The 22568-nt window shown below is 57.9% G+C and carries 14 protein-coding genes; 7 read left to right on the top strand and 7 right to left on the bottom strand.

Annotated elements, in window-relative coordinates; genetic code table 11:
- On the bottom strand, nt 1-2583 hold a 2583-nt coding region (locus tag ACQKQA_RS04360), incomplete at its 3' end, for an ESPR-type extended signal peptide-containing protein (protein WP_427553904.1).
- A gap of 365 nt (nt 2584-2948) precedes the next feature.
- Nucleotides 2949-4148, bottom strand: a complete 1200-nt coding sequence (locus ACQKQA_RS04355; protein WP_427553902.1) for an EAL domain-containing response regulator — start codon at nt 4146-4148, stop codon at nt 2949-2951.
- 553 nt (nt 4149-4701) lie between these two features.
- Here ACQKQA_RS04355 and ACQKQA_RS04350 point away from each other — a divergent pair.
- Nucleotides 4702-5013: a hypothetical protein gene (locus ACQKQA_RS04350; protein ID WP_427553900.1), complete on the top strand. Its 312-nt coding sequence runs from the start codon at nt 4702-4704 to the stop codon at nt 5011-5013.
- An 84-nt stretch (nt 5014-5097) separates the two neighbouring features.
- On the opposite strand, the gene ACQKQA_RS04345 is transcribed toward ACQKQA_RS04350, so the two are convergent.
- The 3 genes from ACQKQA_RS04345 to ACQKQA_RS04335 form a co-directional block, all read right to left on the bottom strand.
- On the bottom strand, nt 5098-8748 hold the full coding sequence (locus ACQKQA_RS04345) for a transporter substrate-binding domain-containing protein (RefSeq protein WP_427553898.1): 3651 nt from the start codon (nt 8746-8748) through the stop codon (nt 5098-5100).
- Nucleotides 8749-9375 carry a response regulator gene (locus ACQKQA_RS04340; RefSeq protein ID WP_427553896.1) on the bottom strand — a complete coding sequence of 209 codons (627 nt, stop codon included), beginning with the start codon at nt 9373-9375 and terminating at the stop codon, nt 8749-8751.
- Between the two features lie 151 nt (nt 9376-9526).
- Nucleotides 9527-10768, bottom strand: coding sequence for an EAL domain-containing response regulator (locus ACQKQA_RS04335; RefSeq protein ID WP_427553894.1), 1242 nt, complete (start codon nt 10766-10768; stop codon nt 9527-9529).
- 428 nt (nt 10769-11196) lie between these two features.
- Between ACQKQA_RS04335 and ACQKQA_RS04330 the strand changes: the two genes are divergently transcribed.
- From ACQKQA_RS04330 to ACQKQA_RS04305, 6 genes are all read left to right on the top strand, one after another.
- The gene (locus ACQKQA_RS04330; RefSeq protein WP_427553892.1) at nt 11197-12018 is read left to right on the top strand and encodes a LuxR C-terminal-related transcriptional regulator; all 822 of its coding nucleotides are present in this window, start codon (nt 11197-11199) and stop codon (nt 12016-12018) included.
- A 570-nt stretch (nt 12019-12588) separates the two neighbouring features.
- Nucleotides 12589-13890 carry an alginate export family protein gene (locus tag ACQKQA_RS04325; RefSeq protein ID WP_427553890.1) on the top strand — a complete coding sequence of 434 codons (1302 nt, stop codon included), beginning with the start codon at nt 12589-12591 and terminating at the stop codon, nt 13888-13890.
- A 261-nt stretch (nt 13891-14151) separates the two neighbouring features.
- Nucleotides 14152-15237, top strand: a complete 1086-nt coding sequence (locus ACQKQA_RS04320) for a class II histone deacetylase (RefSeq protein WP_427553888.1) — start codon at nt 14152-14154, stop codon at nt 15235-15237.
- A 286-nt stretch (nt 15238-15523) separates the two neighbouring features.
- A complete protein-coding gene (locus ACQKQA_RS04315; protein ID WP_427553886.1) occupies nt 15524-17041 on the top strand; it encodes a sodium:solute symporter family protein in 1518 nt (505 codons plus the stop codon).
- Between the two features lie 415 nt (nt 17042-17456).
- Nucleotides 17457-18542 (top strand): polyamine ABC transporter substrate-binding protein, encoded by a 1086-nt coding sequence (locus ACQKQA_RS04310; protein WP_427553884.1) that lies wholly within the window; start codon nt 17457-17459, stop codon nt 18540-18542.
- Between the two features lie 332 nt (nt 18543-18874).
- The gene (locus tag ACQKQA_RS04305; protein ID WP_427553882.1) at nt 18875-20587 is read left to right on the top strand and encodes an amidase; all 1713 of its coding nucleotides are present in this window, start codon (nt 18875-18877) and stop codon (nt 20585-20587) included.
- 142 nt (nt 20588-20729) lie between these two features.
- Here ACQKQA_RS04305 and ACQKQA_RS04300 read toward each other — a convergent pair whose 3' ends face one another.
- Together ACQKQA_RS04300 and ACQKQA_RS04295 are read right to left on the bottom strand one after the other, a co-directional pair.
- Nucleotides 20730-22013, bottom strand: a complete 1284-nt coding sequence (locus tag ACQKQA_RS04300) for an amidase (protein WP_427554098.1) — start codon at nt 22011-22013, stop codon at nt 20730-20732.
- Nucleotides 22014-22151: 138 nt separating this feature from the next.
- The coding region (locus ACQKQA_RS04295; RefSeq protein WP_427553880.1) for an amino acid ABC transporter ATP-binding protein at nt 22152-22568 on the bottom strand (417 nt) is incomplete at its 5' end.

Below are 22568 nucleotides of genomic sequence, written 5' to 3'. Positions count from 1 at the left end.
GAAGGTCACCTGATTTTTAGTCACGGCATCGTCGTATTTCACCGCCACGGCAGCGGTGTTGGTCACGCTGGTATTGAGGTTGGTCAACGCTGCGCCGACGTTGCTGCTGACCAATGGGCCGGTGTTGGCACCGGTTGTGCTGATGCTGTTGGTGGAATAGCTGGGCGCCGTCCATGCTCCGGTGTTCGCATCAAGTGCTGCGCCACCGCCCAGGGCGGTCGCCGTATCCTGCCCTGCTTTATTCAGTTGGTTGACGTTGACGGCATCAGTCGCGTTGGAGCCGGCGGCGAGACCAGTGATGCGACGACCGTTGGCGCCGTTGGCGATGTTGACTTCGCCACCTGCTGTCGCCGCCCCGCCGACCCCATAAGCCGCATTGGCCAATGTTGTGCCCGTGGCGGACGAGTTGGCGCCCAGCGCCACGCCGTTGGCAACGGTCGCACTCGCGAGCGGGCCGATGGCTACGCTGTCCTGGCCCGTCGCACTGCTGTCGGCCAGGGCTGAATTGCTGTGGAAATACTTGATGCCCGCGCCGTTGTTGACGATGTTGTCGACGGTTTGATTGGTGGCGAACAACTGCGAGCCGTTGACTGCGTCGGTGCTGGTGGCGTTCAAGGCACCGGCTGCGACATTGGTCAGCTTCACCGCCGTACCCGCCGGGTTGAAGGTCACCTGAGTTTTAGTCGCGGCATCGTCGTATTTCACTGCCACGGCCGCCGTGTTGGTCACGCTGGTGTTGAGGTTGGTCAATGCCGCGCCAACGTTGTTGCTGACTAACGGGCCCGTATTGCTGCCAGTCACGCTGATGCTGTTAGTCGTATAACTCGGTGCCGTCCATGCACCGGTTGCCGCGTTGACCGCCGCGCCGCTGCCCAGGGCCGACGCCGTGTTCTGGCTGGTCGCAAACAACTGGCTGCCATTCACGGCATCGGTGCTGGTGGCATTCAGTGTCGCCGGGGCCAGGTTGGTGATCGTCACCGGAGCCCCTGCTCCGGCGCCGCCAGTCGCTCCCAAAGTGATCCTGGTGCCGCCGGCAGCATCGTATTTAACGGCGATATTGGCCGTGTTACCGACATTGGTGTTGAGCGCTGTCAAGGCAGCTGCAACGGTCGTCTGCGCTGTAGGCCCAGTCACTGCACCGGTCGCGCTGATACTGTTGATCGGCTGGCTGAAGCCGGTGATATTGCCGGTCGCCGAACTGTAGGTCGCGCCACCGCCCAACGTGCTGGCGGTTGTTGTGCCCACATTGTTGACGCCGGTGACGACCGAATTCAGCTGAGAGCCGTTGATTGCGTCGGTGCTGGTGGCAGAAATCACGCCTGCCGCAACGTTCTGGATCTGGCGCTCAGTACCTGCCGCACCCACCGACACCACACCATTGGTCGAAGCTGCTGCTTCCACGCCAGCTGCAATACCACCAAATTGCGCAGTAGTACCGGTATGCGGTGCAGCTGTAGTTGACTTCGAACCTAACGCCACATCGTAGGTATTGTTAGCCACTGCGGCATCGCCCAGCGCCACGGCGCCTGCTGCAACCGCCTTGCTGGCATTTCCCAGCGCCACCGAACCTTGACCGATCGCGCTATTACGGTTGCCGATGGCAACGGCGCCATCGGCAGCGATCGTGCCGGCCAGATCGCCTGCCGCCATATTATCCGCACCCATCGTCACCGCGCCGGTACCGTTCGATACGTTCGGATCACCGATCGCAACCGCACCGTTGCCAGTGGCTTTCTGTGCGCGTCCGATTGCCACTGCACCGCCGCCAGCCGTGCTGGAATTAGCAGTGGTACTGGACGAACCGATCGCAACGTTCTGGCCGGTCGCGCCACTGATAATCCCGTCACCCTGTGCAATACCGAAAGCGCCATTGACTGTGGCGCCATTGCCAACGGCGATGCCTGAAGTAGCCGCCGAGACGACAGATGACCCGCTGCCGACTGCAATTGCATTCGTCGCAGCCGCTTGCGCGCCCACAGCGTTCGTAACACCTGCAGCAGGGTACCCGCCGATTGCAATAGCTCCACCTGCGGAAGTCTTACTCAACGTGCCAATGGCGATGCTGTAGTTGGCTGCGGTGGCTTGCGCGCCCAGAGCGGTAGCCTGTATTCCTGCCATACTCAGATAGCCAACCGCGGTGGCGTAATTTCCCTTCGCGACCAAACCTGTGCCGATCAAGGTTGCGCCGACTAAGCCAGTTGCATTGCTGTCACAGCCGAGAAGCATCGAAGTATTTACGATCGCATCCCCAAAAGTTCGAGATTGGGTGGAACCGTCTACACCCGTATAGTTAACGGCACCGCTGCCGCAGCCTGCTCCGTTACTTGGAGGTGAGTATGAGGCATGTCCCGTTAACGGCAGCACCAAGACTAACGCCGCCACTAAACTTTTCAGCAAAAATCCACCCCCGAGGGAAGACCAACAGGCTGAATCCCCCGACGAAATGCCCACGCCAAGAGCGCAACTGGCCCCCGATCTCTTTCCTTTGGCCGAAACCAACTCAGACGCCACCGTCCAGCAACCGATCGAAGAGTTCCAAACCACAGAGTAAACTTTGTTCATTTTCAATTTGGCGCAAGCCAACCTCCGAAACCCGCGTCATCCATGGCGTGATAACTTCCGCGTTTAATTCGATTGCGGATACAACACCTTGCCGGCAAATATCGACTCACGTCCGGAAGCGACGAAAATCGAACTTTCTTGACGTAGCGAACAGGCATCACAATGGAACCAAGTGAGCGTATTTTCTCGACTTGCCCTGCGGATTCAGTTAGGAAATTTCCTTCTGCTTGTAGGAAATTTCCTAGCTAACAAACTTCAGCAAATGCACCAAGACACCCACGCAAAAACGCCAAAGAACATGGAATAAATGTCTTTGGCGTTATGCGACTTCGAAATAAGTTCATGCATGACTGACAACCCATAAGCTGCGCACTTGAGAGGCTCGTTCAATAACTGGCGGCAACCCCTCGTTGAAGGTCCAGCCAATTCAACAAACTGGCCGCCGACATCGGCCGTGCGCACAAGTAGCCCTGCCCTTGTTTGCAACCCAGTTCCAGCAGCACTTTGCGTTGTTCTTCGGTTTCGATCCCTTCCACCACCACCGACATGCCCAGCGCTTCGCCCAAGGCCAGAGTGCTACTGATCACGGCGCGGCGACGCGGCTCGTGCTTGAGGCCGCGCACAAATTCGCCGTCGAGTTTGATTTCGTTGAACGGCAACTGACACAACCGCTGCAATGAAGAAAAGCCCGCGCCGAAATCATCGATTGACAGACTGCAGCCCATCATTCGCAGGCGCACCAGGCTTTCCAGGCTGATCGCCGGGGCCTCGAGCAATCCCGTTTCGGTCAGCTCGAAGGTCAGTCCGGAACCGGGCAGATCATGCGCCGCCAACAGGGTCTGGATCCGGCCCGAGAGTTCCGGGTTGACCAGTTGCCCTGCATGCAGGTTGAACGCGACGTTCAGGGCAAATCCCTGATTGAGCGCCTGGCGCTGGAGCCGCAGACCTTGTTCCAGTTGAAGGAACAGCAACTCATCCATCAATCCGCAGCGCTCGATAACCGGCATGAACACCGAGGGCGGCAAGACACCCTTGAAGGGATGGTGCCAACGCGCCAGCGCTTCGATGCTGCCCACCTCACCGGTCTGCAGATTGAACTTGGGCTGAAAGTACGTGTGCAACTGATGGCCGGCGAGTGCCCGACGCACCTCTTCTTCGGTGGCCGGTACGACAGGCAGCACGCCCGATTCGTTGATGGGCTCGTTCAGGTGCTTGGCCAGCAATAGCTGCAATGCCCCGGGTTGCAAAGGCTTGCTGACATCGCCCTGCAGCGCCATGCCCAACAGCGAAATCAGTTGCCCCAGCCCACTGCGCGCATCGGCCGACAGCGCACTGCTGATGATCGACCCCGCCAAACCGGACCGGCCCAGGGCCTGCAAAAGGCCCTGGGTGCCCCCGCCCTCCTTGCGCATGACGCAAAGCGTTACATCCACCGGGCCGATCTGTTCGAGACTCGCGAGTGCCTGCCCGTCATCCGCGGCCACGAAGACCTCCTGGCAGCCGGATTGCCGTAGCACGTTGGCCACCCTCAAAGCATGGGAGGCCATGTCGCCAAGAACCAGAATGCGTAGCGGGAGCATGGGCATGGAGGCAACTCACTCTGAAGGGAATGAGCCCATTGTCCGGACGTGATCGGCCGGTATCTCTAGGAAACTTCCTTGTGAATGTAGGAAATTTCCGAGCGGAAATCAGGGGCGTTGTGGCTGCCGCTTATCACCGCCGGAGCGATGGATCTTTGCGAAATTTCCTACAGACAGTGCATTGCGACCTTCATTAACGTTTGCGCAGCAATTGACTGTGGATATCGGCCAACTTCTCCAGACCGGGTCGGACATGACTAAAGATCGAAGACAACTACGAATCCTGCTTAGACGACACAAAAAGAATCTTGAATTGCTGATCGCGCACAGCAAATCGTGGCACGGCGAAGATTGCGAAAGGGGTAGCGCCACCTGCCAGAATCTGACGCTACAGATCGAACAGTTATCAAAACAACTTAACCAGTTAAGGGAACGCAAACCAGAAGCTTGACGCCGTTCATGACGTTCTGAACTTGTTTTTCCGACATTTATTTTGGCGAGACACTCGAGTCTTTTTATCTCTCCAAAAGCAGGGCATAAAACCGATAGGAGATTTGCAGTGATTGGCGAACCCATGTCCGACCCACGCGCAGCCATTATTTCTGACCTGGAAAAATCCAAAGCGGAGTTTCTTGCCGCCGGGAAAACGATCCAGAACATCCCGTCAGGCCACAGAGCTCTCTTTTCCGACGCGCCTGTCACTGGACATCAAAAAGTGCAGCGGGCCGAACGCGCGAAACTCGCCCCCGCCCTGCGGGAACTGGCTGAATCCGGACACTCCCTGCGGGCGGCGGCGAACGCCCTGAAATTGAAAGTGGAACGAGCGCAATTGATCGCCAAGGAAAACAACATCATTTTCAGCCGTGCGTAGCACCTGACTCAATATCAGGTGCCCCCGCAAACAGGCCGGCCCTCCCCTATCCGGCATCGATAACGGCCTGGTTGATAAAAAGATCTACAGTGCCGGCTCACCGATACGCTGCTCCAGCGTATACGCCAATTGCTCCATCGCTTGCTGCAACGCATCCACCGCTTCTGTCAGGGCGGCAGCGTCAGCTTCCATGCAGACGGCTTCCAACTGCTCGCAACACTGGATCAGGCTGCTCGCCTTGATGATCCGCGCCCCACCCTTGACCCGGTGGGCCAGATCGGAAAGTCCCGACAAGTCGTGTTCGCCGAACAACTTGATGAGCCGCAACATGTCCTCTTCGTTGCTGCTGGCCAGATCCCCCAGCAATTTCCTGATCGCGTTGTGATCGCCACGGGTCAGTTGCTGCAGGCTACTCAGATTGATGTCGCCCTCGACAACAGGGCTCACGACGGCTTGCGCAGATGACTCCGCCCCGGACCGCACCGAGGCGAGTCGGGCACTCAGGTCGCCCAGGCTGATGGGTTTGAACAGGCAATCGTCCATCCCCTCCGCCACACAGCGGTCTTTTTCCTCTGGCTGGGCATTGGCGGTTAGACCAAGGATCAAGCAAGGCTCAGCCCCCGAGGACTTTTCTTCATCGCGGATGGCCCGGGTCAATTCATAACCGTTCATGACCGGCATGTTGCAGTCAGTGATCACCACGTCGAAGTGGTCATTACGCCAGGCCCGCAGGCCATGGGCACCGTCCTCGGCATCGCTGACAGTGTGACCGAGGTAGGACAGTTGTTGCGAGAGCAGCAAACGGTTTGCCGGGTAATCGTCGATCACCAGAATGTTCAGCACGCAGGCCTGATCCGTGAGGGCGTCTGCCGGCAACTCCGCAGCGGGTAGCGGTTGCAGGATCAGCAGATCCAGGCGGATATCGATCTGCGTGCCTTTGCCCGGCACACTGGTCAGGTGCAATTGCCCCTGCATCATTTCACACAGGGTACGGCTGATGACCAGGCCCAGGCCCGAACCACCTCGCGCCGACTGGGGATTGTTGCGGGCCTGACCAAAAGGGTTGAACAACAGCTCCTGATCCTCGGCGGAAATACCGATACCGGAATCCTTCACCTGGACATGAATCGCCAGGCGCTCACCGCACGCGCTCAGTACCGCCTGAACGCTCAAACGCACTTCGCCTTCGTCGGTGAACTTGATCGCGTTGCTCAACAGATTGGACAGGATCTGCTTGAAGCGCAGGGGATCGATCAACACATCGCGACTGGCCTTGAGGTCGAAGTCCAGCAACAGCCGCAGGCCCTTTTGCCGTGCCACCCCTTCGAACATGCGTACCACCGACTCGACCAGTTCACGCAGGTTGGCCCGTTCGGGCGTCAGGGACAGGCGCCCGGATTCAATGCGGGCGATATCGAGAATCTCGCCGATCAGGTCGAGCAATCCCCGGGCCGCACCCGAGGCCACCTCGATCGCGAACCGGTCCATGATGCCTTGATCGGCTTTCTTCATCGCCAGTTCGAGCATGCCGATCACGGCATTCATCGGCGTGCGGATTTCATGGCTCATGGTCGCGAGAAAGGTGGTTTTCGCCCGGTTGGCGTCGTCGGCACTTTTCTTGGCACTCTGCAATTGATCCATCAGGCGCTGACGATCGCTGATGTTGATCCAGCCGGCAATGATGCCGACCACCACGCCATCACTGGTGTGATACGGCAACATCCAGTGGTACACCGTGTGGACCACACCGTCACTGTGGGTGTAGGTGCGATCCTGGATCCAGCGCGTACCGCTCTCCATGACCTTGATGTATTCGGCCTGGAACGTCTGGGCATCGGAATGACCGACCACTGTGCTCTCGGTAATTCGCTGGCCCATCACGGCCTCGCGCGGGAGGCCCAACGCGTCGAGGTAGGCACAGTTGCAACTGATCAGGCGCCCTTCACGGTCGCGCACGTAAATCGGATGAGGCGTTCCATCGATCAGGGCCCTCATGAACTCCATCTGATCGTTGAGTGCCAGTTCGGCCTTTTCCCGAATGGACACCAGTTTGCGCAGATGAGCGATCCACACCAGCGCCAGCACCAGCAACAACGTGAAGATGAGAAATCCCTGGATGACCGACTCGCGATGTTGCAGCCAGCTGTCGTGATCGATCACCACGTCGTGGCGCCAACGGCTCGCCAGCTCATCCAGCTCCTCTGGAGGAATGCTTTGCAGGGCCTTGTCCAGAATCGAGTACAGCTCCAGCGCCCCGCGGTCGGTGGCGAAACCCGTCTGGACCAACAGTGGGCCGACCACATTGGCCACCCGCAAACGGTCGCGGTACTGGCGCAGAATCAGGTAACGCCCGTTGATCAGCGAATTGATGGAACCGTCCGCCTCGCCTTTGTCCACCAGCTCCATGGCCTCGATCGACGTCGTGGTCTCGATCAACCGAATGTCCGGGAATGTTTCGCTGATGAAATCATGCAGTGCGTTGCCACGCCTGAGCGCCAGTCGTTTGCCGGACATGTCCTCCAGCGTCGTCGGAAGACCGGCCTTGTCCTGCGTTATCAGGACAAACGGACTCGTCAAATAGGACCGGGTGAACCGCAGTTGGTCTTCACGAACAGTACTGGGGGTGAAGGCCGCAATCAGGTCCGCATTACCGCCCCGGATCTGCTCGATCAGTTTGTCCATCGAGTTGCGGCGCAGTACATCGAATTTCAAACCGGTGCGCTGGCTGACCTTGGCCAGGACCTCGGCGCTGATCCCCCGGAACTCACCCTTCCCGTCGAAAAAAGAGATGGGCGCGAGGCTGTCGTTGACGGCCACGGTCAGGCGCGGGTGTTTTTGCATCCAGCGTTGCTCGGCCGCGGTGAACTGGAGTGGATCAAGGTGCTCGATATTCAGGTCTCCTGCCCCCCAACGGCGCAGGATCGTCATGCGCTCGGTGATCGGGATGACCTCCAGGGCGGCATTGACGATGTGCAGGAGCTGAGGGTTGCGCTGATGCAGGGCGAACGAAAAATGCGTGCTGTACGCACTCGGCAAGGTCGTCAGATGGACGTCGTTGAGGAAGTACTTACTGACCAGATAATGGGTACTGACGGCATCGCCCAGGTAAGCATCGACCTGATTGAATGCCACGGCGCCGATCGCGCCCTGGATCGAGGGGTAAAGTCGCAGATCGGCCTTGGGGTAGACCGCACCGATCACGTCCGTCGGCTGGAAATTATCGAGTATGGCCAAGCGGCTGACGCCCAGGTCTGGCGCCAACACCTGGCCGGCGCCGCTGCGCGTTACCAACACCGATGGGGCCTGCACGTAGGCACTGGTGAGCGTCAACTCGGGATCGGCCCCATCGAAACTGTTTGCACTCCCCACCAGATCCAGCTCACCGCTCCTGAGTGCCCGCAGCGCCTCGGCCCGGGAATCGAAACGCAGCACCTCGATCCTGATGTGCAACATCGCGGCCAGCAGCGCGGCATAATCGGCCGTGATGCCCTCATAATCCTGGCCACCGGTGACGATGTCGAAGGGCGCATATTCCGGTGCCGACACCCCCAGTCGCAGCGAACCTTTGTTGCGCAACCAGCGCCAGTCCGCCTCTTCCAGAACGACCGCAGGGGTTTCGCCATTCGAGCGACCGAAGAGGTTCAGGGTTTGCACCGCGCCCTGCGCCGGCGCAACACTCCCCAACGGGCCGAGCAGACAGGCGGCCAGCCCGAAGCAACGTAGAAGAGTGTTCATTCAGATCAGATTATTGCGCTTGGCAAAGTCGGCCAGGTACACCACCGACTTCACATTGAGCTTTTCAATGAGGCGGGTTTTATAGGTGCTGACGGTCTTGTTGCTCAATAACATGGCATCACCGATTTCCTTGTTACTCAGGCCTCGGGCAAGTTGCTGCAAAATGATCAGCTCCCGATCCGAGAGTCCGCGAATCATCTCCAGTTCGGTGGAGTCGATATCGCTTCTGCGTACAGAGTTTCCTGCAAGGTTGGGAAAAAAGGTATAGCCGGCCATCAGCGCCTTGATCGCTTTGCTCAGCTCGCTCAATTCATCGGTTTTCGAGACATAACCGGCAGCGCCCGCCTTCATGCAGCGCATGGCATAAAACGCCGCGGACTGAGAGGTCAACACCAGGATCTTGCTCGACAGTTTCAGCGCGCTGAGCCGGTTGATGACTTCCAGCCCATCCAGGCTGGGCATGGCGATATCCAGCAGGATCAGTTCCGGCTCATGCTGGCGAGCCATCTGCACGGCTTCGGCACCATTGTCGGCCTCGGCAACGACTTCGAATTGCTCACGCTCCAGCAATACCTTTACCGCCGCTCGAATGAACGGATGATCGTCGACAATCACAGCTTTATGCATTTGAACCTCACCGCACTACGCACAGGAATACCAGTGATGGAATGAGCCATGCATTAAAAAAGTATGGAACAAATCACCGGCTTATGCTGCCCGCATCACTCAAATAGTCGGGCAGTTATATCGATCTGTTTCAGGAACCGAGACTGACGCTTCAAGTGGGTGAATCCGGTTCCTGCAACCACTGCAGGAACCGTTGGGCCTCCATCGGGCGTGCCAGGTGAAAACCCTGGCCGAACGAACACCCCATCTTCAGCAAGCCGTCGCGGATAACCTGGCTGGCGACACCTTCGATCACCAGGCTCATGTTCAGCGCGCGGGCCAACGCCACGGTGCTGGTGACCATCGCCTGGGTGCGCGGGTCCTCGATGGATCGGACCAGTTGACCGTCGAGCTTGAGCTGGTTGAACGGCAGTTGGCAGAGCAACGTCAACGACGAAAAGCCCATGCCGAAATCATCGATCGACAGGTTGCAGCCCATCATGCGCAGGCGCAGCAGGTTTTCTCGGGTCGTTCGGGGGATATCGAGCAAGCCGTTCTCGGCCACTTCGAACAACAACGTCGACCCAGGGAAGTCGTGACACTTCAACAGGTGTTCAACGTGCTCGGTCAGATCGTTGCGGGCCAGTTGCGAGGCGTGAAGATTGAACGCCAGTTCCAGGCCCAGACCGCATCGGCGCAAGGCATTCAACAGGCCCATCCCTTGCTCCAGCAGTTGTTTGAGCATTTCATCGATCAGGTCATAGGCCAGCACCGCGGCCAGAAAGTCCTTGGGCAACAACAGGCCCCTGACCGGGTGCTCCCAACGCACCAGCGCCTCTGCCCCGGCCACCGCAGCCGTTTTCATATTGAACTTGGGTTGAAACCAGGCCTTGAATTCCCCCAGGGCCAGGCCCCGCCGCACGTCCTCTTCGCTCGGCAACCGGTAGTGCGGCGACGGTTCGATCTCCGCTACCAGCCGCCGGCGAGAGTAGCGATTCAGAATTTCCTGCAACGCATACAACTGCGTGGGCTTGTTCAGGACGCCCAGCATCTGCAACCCCGAAAGGCAGGTCATCTGCTGGACTGCACGGCGCAATTCCGGCCTCAACTCGCTGCACAGGGCAACCGCACGAACCATGCCGTTCTCCCCCACCCGGGCGAGGAACTCCAGGCGGTTGACGGCGCTATGGCCCAGGTCGCAGAGCACAATGTCAACGCCCCCCTCCCGACTGATCTGAGCCATAGCCCGCTCACTGTCATCCGCCTGCAGAATGTCGTTGATGCCCAAATGCTGGAGAGCCTTCACCAGCGCGCCACGCTGAAACGATTGATCTTCTAGAACCAGGACGCTAGGGGAATACATCTCGCCAGTTACTCTGCCAATGACTTGAGGTGAAAATTCTGGCAATTCCATTGCATTGGAAGTGAAGGATTTGTCTCTGCAACTTGTAGGAAATTTCCCAAGGGCTAGCTTGAATAGCCGTAAGAACGCTTTCGAGCGGGGCGTTCTTACACCGGGATTATTTGATTCAAGTAAAGCGATGTAGATCGGTGGCTGTACATACAACTATCGGGGTAGGTCGTTAACCCATCCTTCTATTGACCGCTCACGATAGTCTGGCCGGCGTGAAAAATCGGGACACTCTCCGATTGTTTGGAAAGAGCTGCGCTACGTGAAGTAACATTCAGGACCGTCATTCCCACTATCTTCAACACACCCTGAATCGATTCAGGCAGATTCGCTGGGCACCAGAGTGAGCAAGGGCCCTGATGGCGAGCAACGCTGGCGCATTTTTTGCTTGATTTCGCCCTGCAATCGTTCTCGAACTAGCGGTATCGAACATGGCACTCAATCAGATATTGTCGCTCCAGGAAGTTGTGAACTGGAACATGGTCCTTGCAAGTTTGTTTGAAAGACAATTGGAGAGTGGCCTTCCGGGATTGCTTTCCGATGCGATGAAACAATTTATCGAACACGATACTTTCATCCTCAAGGCGTACGACCATGGCAGCGATTTGCCGATAATCATTTCTCATGACATCCCGGCGCATCGGCAGTATCAGTACTTCGAAGTTTACTTCGCATCGGCCTACAAAGACGATCCACTGCTGGATAAGCTTCGATACGATGGCACGGGTAGCGTGATTCAGATCAATGCAAGTACTTGTCCGCTGAAAAACTCTGCGTACTATCGAACTTACTATGAGGATCTACACCTCCATGACGAGATAGATATCTTGTTGCCGGTGGCGCCCCGCCAATCACTGGTGCTATCGATTGGCCGACGTAGCGGCGTTGCCCATGAAGACGAACTGGCAACATTGAGCAGCGTCTATCCGCTGATCGAGTGTTTGCTGAAAAACTTCTGGAAGCAGCGATCGGCGAAGCAAGACCTTGTGCCGCATTCTATCGAAACACGCCTGGCCAGGTTCGGTGAGGAGCTGCTGACCGTGCGGGAGCGGGAAATCACTCGATGGATGCTACAAGGCAAGTGCACCAAAGAAATTGCTCGTTTGCTGGAGATCAGTGCACAGACCGTCAAGGTCCATCGTAGAAACATTTATGCCAAGCTGGGCGTCAATACCGAACTGCAATTGTGCAGCCTGTTTGCCGCGACCGTACTTCCCTCCCCTTACATGGGAAACTCCAGACACGTTGCTTGATGGAGCAAGCGCTGACGACCCGATTTCTGGTGCCGATAGCGCTTGATCACCAGCCAGTAGGATGTTCTGTGCCTCATCGTACAAAGCCACTTCGTCCTTGATCTGTCCTGGTAGATGGTAGAGGCCATCCTTGCCCTTGAACTTACCCCTCACACCGTCTGCTTATGGGCAGGCGCCATCGCCGACTCGATAGAAGTCATGAGGCATCAAGCGCTGTAGATCGCTCCTATGTAGAGGCCGCGGTTAGTTTAAATAACCGTCTTCAATCAACTTGCTTGAATGCAGTCGTTGCAGGTTTCCCGAATGCCCGACGCACACTGATGCCTTTCCAGCAAAGTGCCCCGATAGGGGTATGTCCTCGTACCAGATCTCTCCAGTAAGGTAATTTAGTGCGACCGCCAAGGAGGAAACTGCTATTCGCAGATGCTAGGGCTTAAAACATGGGGATTAACGGTCGCCTCGCACTTCTCATAAAAAGGGTATTGCTACCCGTCCAACAAAAGTTCGGAGAGTGTTATGGGGAACAGCAGCAGACTGTGGCCAGGTTTTTTCAAAAACATGAGTGGCGTCATGCTTACCGCTATAGCGGCAACACAACTTCCAGTGGCGAAAGCCGAATACAACTTTACTTACGGCGACCTGAATGGCAGCGCCAGCCTGCTGGTCGGCGGAGCGGCACTTTCGACAAAAGGAGTCAACTTCGGTCTTGGCCAGATTGATTTCCGTAACGGAGAGAATCACGGAGATCGTGCAGACTGGTTCGAAACATTCCTGAAACCGAAACTGGAACTTGAATACGCCCTGAATGACTCCGTGAAATTTTTCTCGGGCATGTCATTTATCACAACCCATACCAGCGGCGACGGCGATGCCGGCGGATACACACGGGGGGGAGATGGCAAGACCAGCTGGGAAGATCTTTATCTAGGTGCCCAGTACAAAGATCTGAGCATAAGCGCAGGCCGCCAAGGCTACGTGATCGGCAACGGTTTCATCGTCGCGGATGGGCATCTGGGGATGCTCGACGAAGGAATGTACTGGGGAGATCCGCGCCGAGCGTTTGAAGACACGATCATCCTTCGTTATGCGGGCAAATCAGCTTTCTCAGGAGAAGCCTTTACCGTTACGACCGATAAGCACATGGGGCATCAAAAGCTGTCGGGCATCAACATGGATTACAAGGCCCCCTACGGCAAGGTGGGTGCGGCGTACATCCATGTGAGCGATACCGACGCAAATTTCCAGCGCACAGCGCCGAAGAACGGCATGAACGTCTACGACTTCAGACTGCTGTCAATGAAGGTGCCAGGCATTGATGATCTGACGCTCGACGCTGAATACGCAGTCCAACGCGGGAGCGGCGAAGGCGTCGAGTTCAAAGGGAACGCCTGGTATGCCCAGGCTGCATACACCTTCTCTGCTTTGCCCGCGACACCACAGATCACTTACCGCTATGCGAAGTTTTCCGGGGATGACGACCCTACCGACGGAAAGCGGGAAAGCTGGGATCCTCTGGCCAAAGGCTACATGGAGCGCGGCGCTTGGGTAATCGGTGACATCACTGGCAACTACTTGCTAAACAACAGCAACGAAGTGGTTGGAATGTGGAAGGCCGCATTCCCTGTAACGCCCGCGGTGACCCTGGGTGCCGCGTATTACGACTTCGACCTGGACAAAAGCAATTATTACGGCACGGCTGTAAGCAGCAAAGAGTTTGCAGATGAAGCCGCTATTTTCGCTGACCTCACCCTTACAAAAAACGCCTACATCACTCTATCGGTCAACCAGGTAAAGCCGAAGACGGCAGCCAAGGAAGTGTTTGGAGATAAGGATTTCTCTGCCCTCCAGGTCTACGCCACCTACCTCTTCTGATCACTCATGCGCCTCATCGATTTCAAGTTCGTGAGGCGCAAACCCAAGCAAAGCGTGTAATGCGCTACCGCCCTTGGCAGGGCGACCTACTGATCGGCTGCCATGCTCCCCCCAATCACAATCACCCACCTACCCCTATAGCGGCATGTTCCCCCCTACTCCCAGGGCATAAGCTGATGAGGCAAATCAATCGCCACTCTAATAACAGATTTGATGACGAGGTAGACAATGGGTACTGGGTTCGTTTGGCACGAGCTATTCATGTGGCATTCGACGGGGTGTCATGCCGGAATCTACAAACCAGGGCTGACGATCCAGCCTGGTACTCCATTCGAAGAGGCTGAAACGAAACGCCGCTTCAAGAATCTTCTGGATGTCAGCGGCATCACCGACGACTTGTTGCACATTCGCCCCCGAGCGTTACGCCGAGAAGAACTCGAAATGGTTCATTCGGCGGCCTACCTGGATGAACTTGAGGCCATGTCAAAGGCCGGGGGTGGAGCCTTCAGCGCCAACACGCCCTTTGGCGCAGGTAGCTATGACATCGCAGCGCTGTCCGCAGGCGGCGTCATTGAGGCCGTGGATGCAGTGATGCGTGGGGATGTGAAAAACGCCTACGCCCTGGTTCGCCCACCAGGGCACCATGCTGTTGCCGATGCAGCGATGGGCTTCTGCCTTTTCGCCAACGGATCTCTTGCCGCTAAACATGCCATCGAAAAACATGGCCTGGAACGCGTCGCCATCGTGGATTGGGATGTCCACCACGGTAATGGCGCGCAAGACATCTTCTGGGAATCGTCCAAGGTACTGACGATCTCCATTCACCAAAAGGGAAATTACCCCAGTGACAGTGGGGGGGCCGAAGAGCGCGGCCGTGGCGCAGGCGCTGGCTACAACCTGAATATCCCCATGCTTCCAGGTTCCGGTCACGGCGCTTATCTGGGAGCGATGGACACCCTCATCGTGCCGGCGCTCAGGGCATTCGACCCACAGCTGATCATCGTCTCCTGCGGCTTCGATGCCGGGGCTTACGACCCCTTGGGGCGAATGTTGCTCCATAGCGACAGCTTCCGAGACCTGACCCAGAGAGTGATGGAGGTCGCGGATATCTCATGCCAAGGAAAGTTGGTGATGTGCCACGAGGGTGGCTATGAACAGAACACTGTTCCCTACATGGGGCTTGCCGTTATCGAGACCTTGAGTGGCATCAAGACCGGTATTGCAGACCCCAACCTCGATGACATGAAGGGGCTTTTCGGCCAGGAGACACAGAGCTACCAGCGCGAACATCTCATGCAGATAAGCAAGCTACTGCAATGCCCTGCCGAAGCAGCACGCAGTAGCTGACACTCGCAAACTATGTAATCGACACATTTCAGTCCATTCAAATAACAAGCCTAAGGTCTTGCCATGTCGCAACTTGTTGCCGAGCGTGATGCACACACATCACAACCACTCTTGATAAAACTCATCGTGCTAGCGGACTTTCTTCTGCTGCTAGCCGCGCCGTTGCATTGGCATTTCGGCAACGGATCACCCACGCAAGCCCTTACTTACTTCCTGGGATCAAGCGGGTTGGTGGCACTGTCTCTTCCACTGATCTGGGCATGCTCCAAACAGGAGGATGAATAAAATGCAGATGCTCATTGGCTACGGCGGGGTGTTGATTTTCTTCCTGATCATTATTTTTGCTCTGGAAAAGAGCCACAAAACCGATGGGTCGGGCAGTTTCAGCGAGTACGCAACCGGTGGACGTTCCTTCGGTACTTTCTACTCGACCATGGCGTTTGTGAACACCTGGCTTCCGGGGACGATTTTCATCTCTTTCGCGGGTTTCGCGGCGTCCTCGGGAATCATCGGATTCTACTACGTCCCCTACTCGCTTCTCGCGGTAGTGCTCATGTTCCTCCTGGCCAAACCCGTGCACATGTGGGGCAAAGCGTTCGACCTTCGCACGCAGGCCGACCTTCTCGGCCTGCGCTACCACTCAAAGACCGTGCGGGTGGTCGCTGCAGCGATCGGCATCATCGCGTCCTTCCCGTGGATCGTGCTGGGCATGCAATCGCTGACACTTGTTTTCACGCACTTATCGTTCGGTGCTGTAAGCGCGACTACTGCTGTCTTCATCGGTATCGGCCTGATTGTCGCTCGTCAAATCTGGACCATCCGCTTCGGCGCCCGGGGCGTCATCGTCAGCGACATGATCCAGGGCATCGCGGCCTACCTGATCGGGACCCTTATCGCGTTGGGTCTGCTGGTCTGGCTGATCACCAATGGCCATGGATTCGGGCCATCCAGCTCCCGCCTGTTCACCATTCCAGGCCCTGGTAGCGAGCTGGGGCCCCTGTACCTGTTCTCCTTGATCGTCACTGGCGCTTTGGGAGGATGGTGCTGGCCGGACATCTTCGTCAGGCTCTTCGCTTCCCGTAGCACCAGGACCATCCAGAAGTCGGCAATTCAGGTCGCACCCATTCTGCTTGTATTCGGCACCTCGATCACTCTGTTGGCCTTGAGCGCCTCGACGCTTCCCGGGGTTCAAGAGTCTCCGGACGCCGTATGGTTCATCGCCGCTGAAGTCGGTGGGGTGTTCGTGGTGACGCTGGCCGGCATCTGCGTGGTAGCGGCAACCATGGGTAACGTCGGCGCCAATCTGCAAGCACTCGGCGCACAGACAGCGAATGACATCGTTGGGGTACTGCAAGAACGTCGGATCGAGAACCGACGCATTGGACAATTGACCGTAGCGATGCTGACCATCCTTGCAGCCGTCTTCGCGGTATCGACCACTCAATCCAGCCACCTGATCACGCTGGCAATGACCTCATACCAGGGCATAGTCCAACTGGCTCCAACCATTTTCCTCGGGATCTTCTGGAAACGTGGAACGGCTGCAGCCGCGGTCTGCTCGATGATCAGCGGGTTCGTGTGTGCCGCGGTTCTACAGTGGTACTTTCCGACCTCCCTGCCGCAACTGGAGGGTCTGACCTCGGGCGTGGTTGCTTTAGTGGTGAACGTCGCGGTGTACGTAACGATCGCCCTGCTCTTCCCCGCCAATGCCGCTGAGCGCCAGAGGGTGAATGAGCTCTACCTCTTCATTGACTCCCCCCAGGCGAAAAGCACCGCCAAGGGCAGTCTGGCCATTTCGCAATAAACCGCCCCGGTCGCCAAGGACGTCGACCAGGACGTTGTGACCTCGCACGTTCATATCGGGACACTGCATTCCAGGCAGTAGAAAACTCAAGAGACGACGTACCTCCGCTCGATGCGATACCGCATCGAGCGGCTCTTCGCTGCCCCAGATGCTACCCGCGTATTTCAAAGCGCAAGGTCTGCCAAGCCAAAGAGCTCAGCTACCCCGATAGAGGCATTCCTCCCTCCTGGCCTTCCTCCTACCCTACTGAACATGGGCCTGGCCGTTATTGAGGCGTTGAGCGAGCAGTCCACTGGATTGCCCATTGGCTGACAGAAGTTCAAGGGCCCTTGCTGTCAGCCCCGAAAGAAGTTGGCGTTTAAACATAGTTCCTACAAAGGTTGGATAAAAATTGAATAAGAACAGTCCCCTTCGCGTGCTTGGCAAAGTCCTTTGCGGACTCGGCCTGCTCAGCTCTCTCGCCTATGCCGAAGATCGCACTTTGCGGGTCTACAACTGGTTCGACTACATCACCCCCAAGGCCCTGGAAGACTTCAAGGCCCAGAACCCGCAGACCCGACTGGTCTACGACGTCTACGACTCCAACGAAACCCTGGAAGCCAAGCTGCTCACCGGCAACTCCGGTTATGACGTGGTGAACCCGGGCGACATGTTCTTCGCCAAGGAGATCTCGGCGGGGGTGTTCCAGCCTCTGGACCGCAGCAAGCTGCCAAACTGGAAACACCTCGATCCCGCACTGATGAAGCTGGTCGAAGACAACGACCCGGGCAATAAATTCGGTGTGCCTTACATGCACGGCACCGTCCTGATCGGTTTCAACCCGGCCAAGGTCAAGGCGGTATTGGGCGACAGCGCTCCGGTGGACAGTTGGGACCTGATTTTCAAGGAAGAGAACATCAGCAAGCTCAAGCAGTGCGGCGTCGCCCTGCTCGACTCGCCGACGGAGATTCTGCCGTTGGCCCTGCACTACCTCGGCCTGGACCCCAACAGCGCCAACCCGGCGGACTACGCCAAGGCTGAAGAACTGTTGATGAAGGTCCGTCCGTACATCACCTACTTCCACTCGTCCAAGTACATGGCCGACATCGCCAACGGCGATATCTGTGTCGCCGTCGGTTACTCCGGTAGCTTCTTCCAGGCCAACAACCGCGCCAAGGATGCCAAGAATGGCGTGGTGGTCGACATGCGTCTGCCGAAGGAAGGCGCACCCGTCTGGTTCGACATGCTCTCGATCCCGAAATCGGCGAAAAATCCGGAAGACGCCTACGCCTTCATCAACTACTTGCTGGAACCGAAAGTCATCGCGCCAATCAGCGACTTTGTCGGCTACCCGAACCCGAACAAGGACGCCACCGAGCTGGTTGACCCGGTCATCCGCAACAACCCGAACCTGTACCCGACCGAAGCGACCATGAAAACGCTCTACAGCCTGAAACCGCTGCCCCGTGAGGCGGAGCGGGTACGAACCCGGGCCTGGTCGAGGATCAAGTCAGGTGTCTGAGCCTGACCAGGTGGATGGCTGGGACGGACTCTACGGCGGCTGCCGAAGCCACAGTGGCTAAGCCCCCCGGGGCGCCCCGCCAGCGGTTTGGACAAGTTCGGCGACGGTCCGGTAAAGACCGTCGCTATCTGGCCGGAAGCCGACCACTGCGTACGAACCTTTGCCTCGATTCCACCTCCCCCACCGACTGCAAGTCCCGAACCTGTCGCGTAATCCAGTGCAACGAGAACCGCTATGAAAGCCCATTTTCAGTCAAGTGATGCCCTTAAACCCGAGATCCAGCGGGATGGAAACATTCACCGCTTCAACCATCAGCACACGGTGGCAGCAGCATGATCGAGGTCACCGAGGTTTCCATTGCCCAACTGCGCGCTGCGCTCGAATCCGGCCAGACCACGGCCGTTGAACTGGTCCAGGCCTATCTCGCCAGGATCGACGCCTACGACGGCCCCGACACCCCCACCGCCCTGAACGCAGTGGTGGTGCGCAATCCCGGGGCGCTCAAGGAAGCGCAAGCCTCCGATGCCCGTCGGGCCACGGGCCAGACACTGGGGCCCCTTGATGGCATCCCTTACACGGCCAAGGACAGTTATCTGGTCAAGGGGCTCACCGCGGCCTCTGGTAGCCCAGCCTTCAAAGACCTGATCGCTTATCGCGACGCCTTCACTATCGAACGCCTGCGCGCCGCCGGGGCGATCTGCCTGGGCAAGACCAATATGCCGCCCATGGCCAACGGTGGCATGCAGCGCGGGGTCTACGGCCGGGCCGAGAGCCCGTACAACGCCGACTACCTCACCGCGCCCTTCGCCTCGGGCTCGTCGAACGGCGCGGGCACTGCCACCGCCGCCAGTTTCGCCGCCTTCGGCCTGGCGGAAGAAACCTGGTCGAGCGGTCGCGGCCCGGCCTCGAACAATGGCTTGTGTGCCTACACGCCGTCGCGCGGGGTGATTTCGGTGCGAGGCAACTGGCCGCTGGTACCGACGATGGATGTGGTGGTGCCGTATGCCAGAACCATGGGGGATCTCCTCGAGGTGCTCGACGTGGTGGTGGCCGAAGACCCCGACACACGCGGCGATCTGTGGCGGATGCAGCCCTGGGTGCCGATCCCGAGCGTCGCCTCGGTGCGTCCAGCCTCCTATCGGTCGCTGGCGACGAACAGTGAAGCACTCGTCGGCAAGCGCTTCGGCGTTCCGCGCATGTACATCAATGCCGACCCCGAGGTGGGCACCAGCGAGGCCCCGGGGATCGGCGGCCCGACCGGACAACGCATCGACACCCGGGCCTCGGTGATCGCGCTCTGGCAGCAGGCGCGCCAGGCACTCGAAGCCGCGGGCGCCGAAGTGCTGGAGGTCGACTTTCCCCTGGTCTCCAACTACGAGGGCGATCGTCCTGGCGCATCGACGATGCTCAATCGCGGACTGGTGTCTGAAGAGTTCCTGCGCCACGAGTTGTGGGATCTGTCGGCCTGGGCATTCGACGATTTCCTGCGGGCCAACGACGATCCGAAATTGAACCGTCTGGCCGACGTCGACGGACCGCAGATCTTCCCGCACGACCCAGGCACTCTGCCCTGTCGACAGGGCGACTTTGCCATCGACATGAGCGAGTACGTGCAGATGGCCGAGCGTGGCATCACACCCTGGGAGCAGATCGCCACGCTCGCTGGCGGACTCCGGGGGCTTGAACAGACACGTCGGATCGACCTTGAAGACTGGATGGATCGGCTTGAGCTCGATGCCGTGCTATTCCCGACAGTTGCCGACGTTGGCCCGGCGAATGCCGACGTCGATCCACAGTCGGCGGACATCGCGTGGCGCAATGGCATCTGGGTCGCCAACGGCAACCTCACCATCCGCCACCTGGGTGTGCCCACCGTCACCGTGCCGATGGGTGTCATGCCGGACATCGGCATGCCGGTCGGGCTGACCTTTGCCGGTCGTGCCTATGACGATTCGACGCTGCTGCGTTTGGCTGCAGCGTTCGAGTCGACGGGGAAGAAGCGCATGATCCCGCCTCGTACCCCACCCTTGTCCGTGGACGCCTAGGCAGCGAAAAAAGGTGGCCTGCTAGCGCATGGGCCACCTTCATCGTTGGCTGGACAGGGCCCCCACTTCCATCACGCAGTATCGCTGTGTCCTTATTTGTCCTGCAGCAATGGCAAGCGGCTGCCATTGCTGCCTCAACCTATTAGCAGCCCCTCCTCAGCACCGCATCAACCTGCTCGGCAGCTTGTAGCAGCGTGCTGTCGTTTCTAAATCCTCCGATCATTTGCAGTCCTACCGGAAGTGCCCCAACTTTCCGAACTAGAGGAATATTGATTTGAGGCAGTCCGAATGCCATCCAGAACTTGATGAAATCGGACGGCCCGGTGGCTTCAAGGCCCAACGGGGCGACGATGCCACAGCTCGCACCCAAGACGGCGTCAAAAGGCTTGAATATCTCTTCCAGAAGGGGGGCCAACGTTGCTAAACGCCTTTTCGCCGCTGACTCTTGCTCCCAGGTTGTCAGACTAGCGCGCTCGAACATGGCTAACAGTTCTATGCTCAGTTTCTCCGGATGCATTTGCATTTCTGGGGAGAGAGATCGAGCACCCTCGCAATCGTTTATCAGCAGATGGTCATCAAATACCGCGGCAAATTCCTCGGGCAACAGCACCTCGCTCACTTGATGCCCTGCCGATCGCAGTTCTTCTACCGCGGCCTCCAGTGATTTGGCCACGTCCTTGTCCACCTGATCCCAACGGGCCGTACGACAAAAGCCGAACGACCGCAAACGGCTTTCATGAGTGCGCTGCGGGAAACCGGGAATCAAGACTTGAGCGATCAGATCCAGGTCACGCACGGAGCGGCCATACCAACCCACCGTGTCGAAGCTTGGCGCTAATGGTTTGACCCCTTCGAGAGAAACCAATCCATACGAAGGCTTGAAGGCATAAAGCCCACAATAGGAGGCGGGTTTTATCAATGATCCGGCCGTCTGAGTCCCCAAAGCGACCGGGAAAAAACCAGCCGCCATCCCCGCTGCCGATCCGGCACTGGAACTTCCAGGGGTTCGGTCAAGATCATGTGGATTGCGGGTAGGGCCGGTATGCATGTAAGCGAATTCGGTGGTGTGGGTCTTGCCCATGATGACGGCTCCGGCCTGGCGCAGCAGTGAAACGACATGCGCGTCACGGGATGGACAGTTGTCATCGTAGATAAAAGAGTAAAAACGGGTGGGATGATCCACGGTGTCATAGTTATCTTTGATCCCTATTGGAACACCTGCCAGGAGACCTTTCGCCCTGGTCTTGGTTAGTTGGCCAGCTTGAGTGCGCACCCAGTCGGGGTCGAAAGAGGCGAACGCTTTTATGCTCGGCTCTCGCGACTCAACACATTCCAGAAAGTGTTCGGCTACTGCCTCTTCGCTCACGACATCCGAACGTACTAATTCGGAAATGGCAGTAGCATCAGAATGACTAAAATTGTGCATATCGTTCCTTTGGGCCACTGATGACCCGACGACTAATTGAATGGCTGTCTTACAGCCAACTGATGGAGTTTCGCGTTTCATCTGCAATGGGTGCTCGCCGAGAAGCACCCAACAGAACCCGCATATGTATTCAGTTATTCAGTGCAGGATCTGGCTCAGGAACAGCTTGGTCCGTTCGTTCTGCGGGTTGTCGAAGAAGTCGTTAGGCGCGGCCTGTTCGACGATTTCCCCCTTGTCCATGAAGATCACGCGGTTGGCCACGGTGCGGGCGAAGCCCATTTCGTGGGTCACGCAGAGCATGGTCATGCCGTCTTCGGCCAGGCCGATCATGGTGTCCAGCACCTCCTTCACCATCTCCGGGTCGAGGGCCGACGTCGGCTCGTCGAACAGCATGATCTTCGGCTTCATGCACAGCGCCCGGGCAATCGCCACACGCTGTTGCTGACCGCCGGAGAGCTGGCCCGGGTACTTGTTCGCCTGCTCCGGAATGCGCACGCGCTCCAGGTAATGCATGGCGATTTCCTCGGCTTGGCGCTTGGGCATCTTGCGTACCCA

Source organism: Pseudomonas sp. NPDC089530 (assembly GCF_050280705.1).
Classification (GTDB): domain Bacteria; phylum Pseudomonadota; class Gammaproteobacteria; order Pseudomonadales; family Pseudomonadaceae; genus Aquipseudomonas.
Note: the sequence above shows the minus strand (reverse complement) of the source record. Positions and strands in the feature narration are given on the sequence as shown.

Excerpts from the sequence above, each read along its gene's own strand:
- ACQKQA_RS04355 (WP_427553902.1), bottom strand. The coding sequence starts at position 4,148 with ATGCCCATGCTCCCGCTACGCATTCTGGTTCTTGGCGACATGGCCTCC.
- ACQKQA_RS04345 (WP_427553898.1), bottom strand. The coding sequence starts at position 8,748 with ATGAACACTCTTCTACGTTGCTTCGGGCTGGCCGCCTGTCTGCTCGGC.
- ACQKQA_RS04340 (WP_427553896.1), bottom strand. The coding sequence starts at position 9,375 with ATGCATAAAGCTGTGATTGTCGACGATCATCCGTTCATTCGAGCGGCG.
- ACQKQA_RS04335 (WP_427553894.1), bottom strand. The coding sequence starts at position 10,768 with ATGGAATTGCCAGAATTTTCACCTCAAGTCATTGGCAGAGTAACTGGC.
- ACQKQA_RS04330 (WP_427553892.1), top strand. The coding sequence starts at position 11,197 with ATGGCACTCAATCAGATATTGTCGCTCCAGGAAGTTGTGAACTGGAAC.
- ACQKQA_RS04325 (WP_427553890.1), top strand. The coding sequence starts at position 12,589 with ATGCTTACCGCTATAGCGGCAACACAACTTCCAGTGGCGAAAGCCGAA.
- ACQKQA_RS04320 (WP_427553888.1), top strand. The coding sequence starts at position 14,152 with ATGTGGCATTCGACGGGGTGTCATGCCGGAATCTACAAACCAGGGCTG.
- ACQKQA_RS04315 (WP_427553886.1), top strand. The coding sequence starts at position 15,524 with ATGCAGATGCTCATTGGCTACGGCGGGGTGTTGATTTTCTTCCTGATC.
- ACQKQA_RS04305 (WP_427553882.1), top strand. The coding sequence starts at position 18,875 with ATGATCGAGGTCACCGAGGTTTCCATTGCCCAACTGCGCGCTGCGCTC.
- ACQKQA_RS04300 (WP_427554098.1), bottom strand. The coding sequence starts at position 22,013 with ATGCACAATTTTAGTCATTCTGATGCTACTGCCATTTCCGAATTAGTA.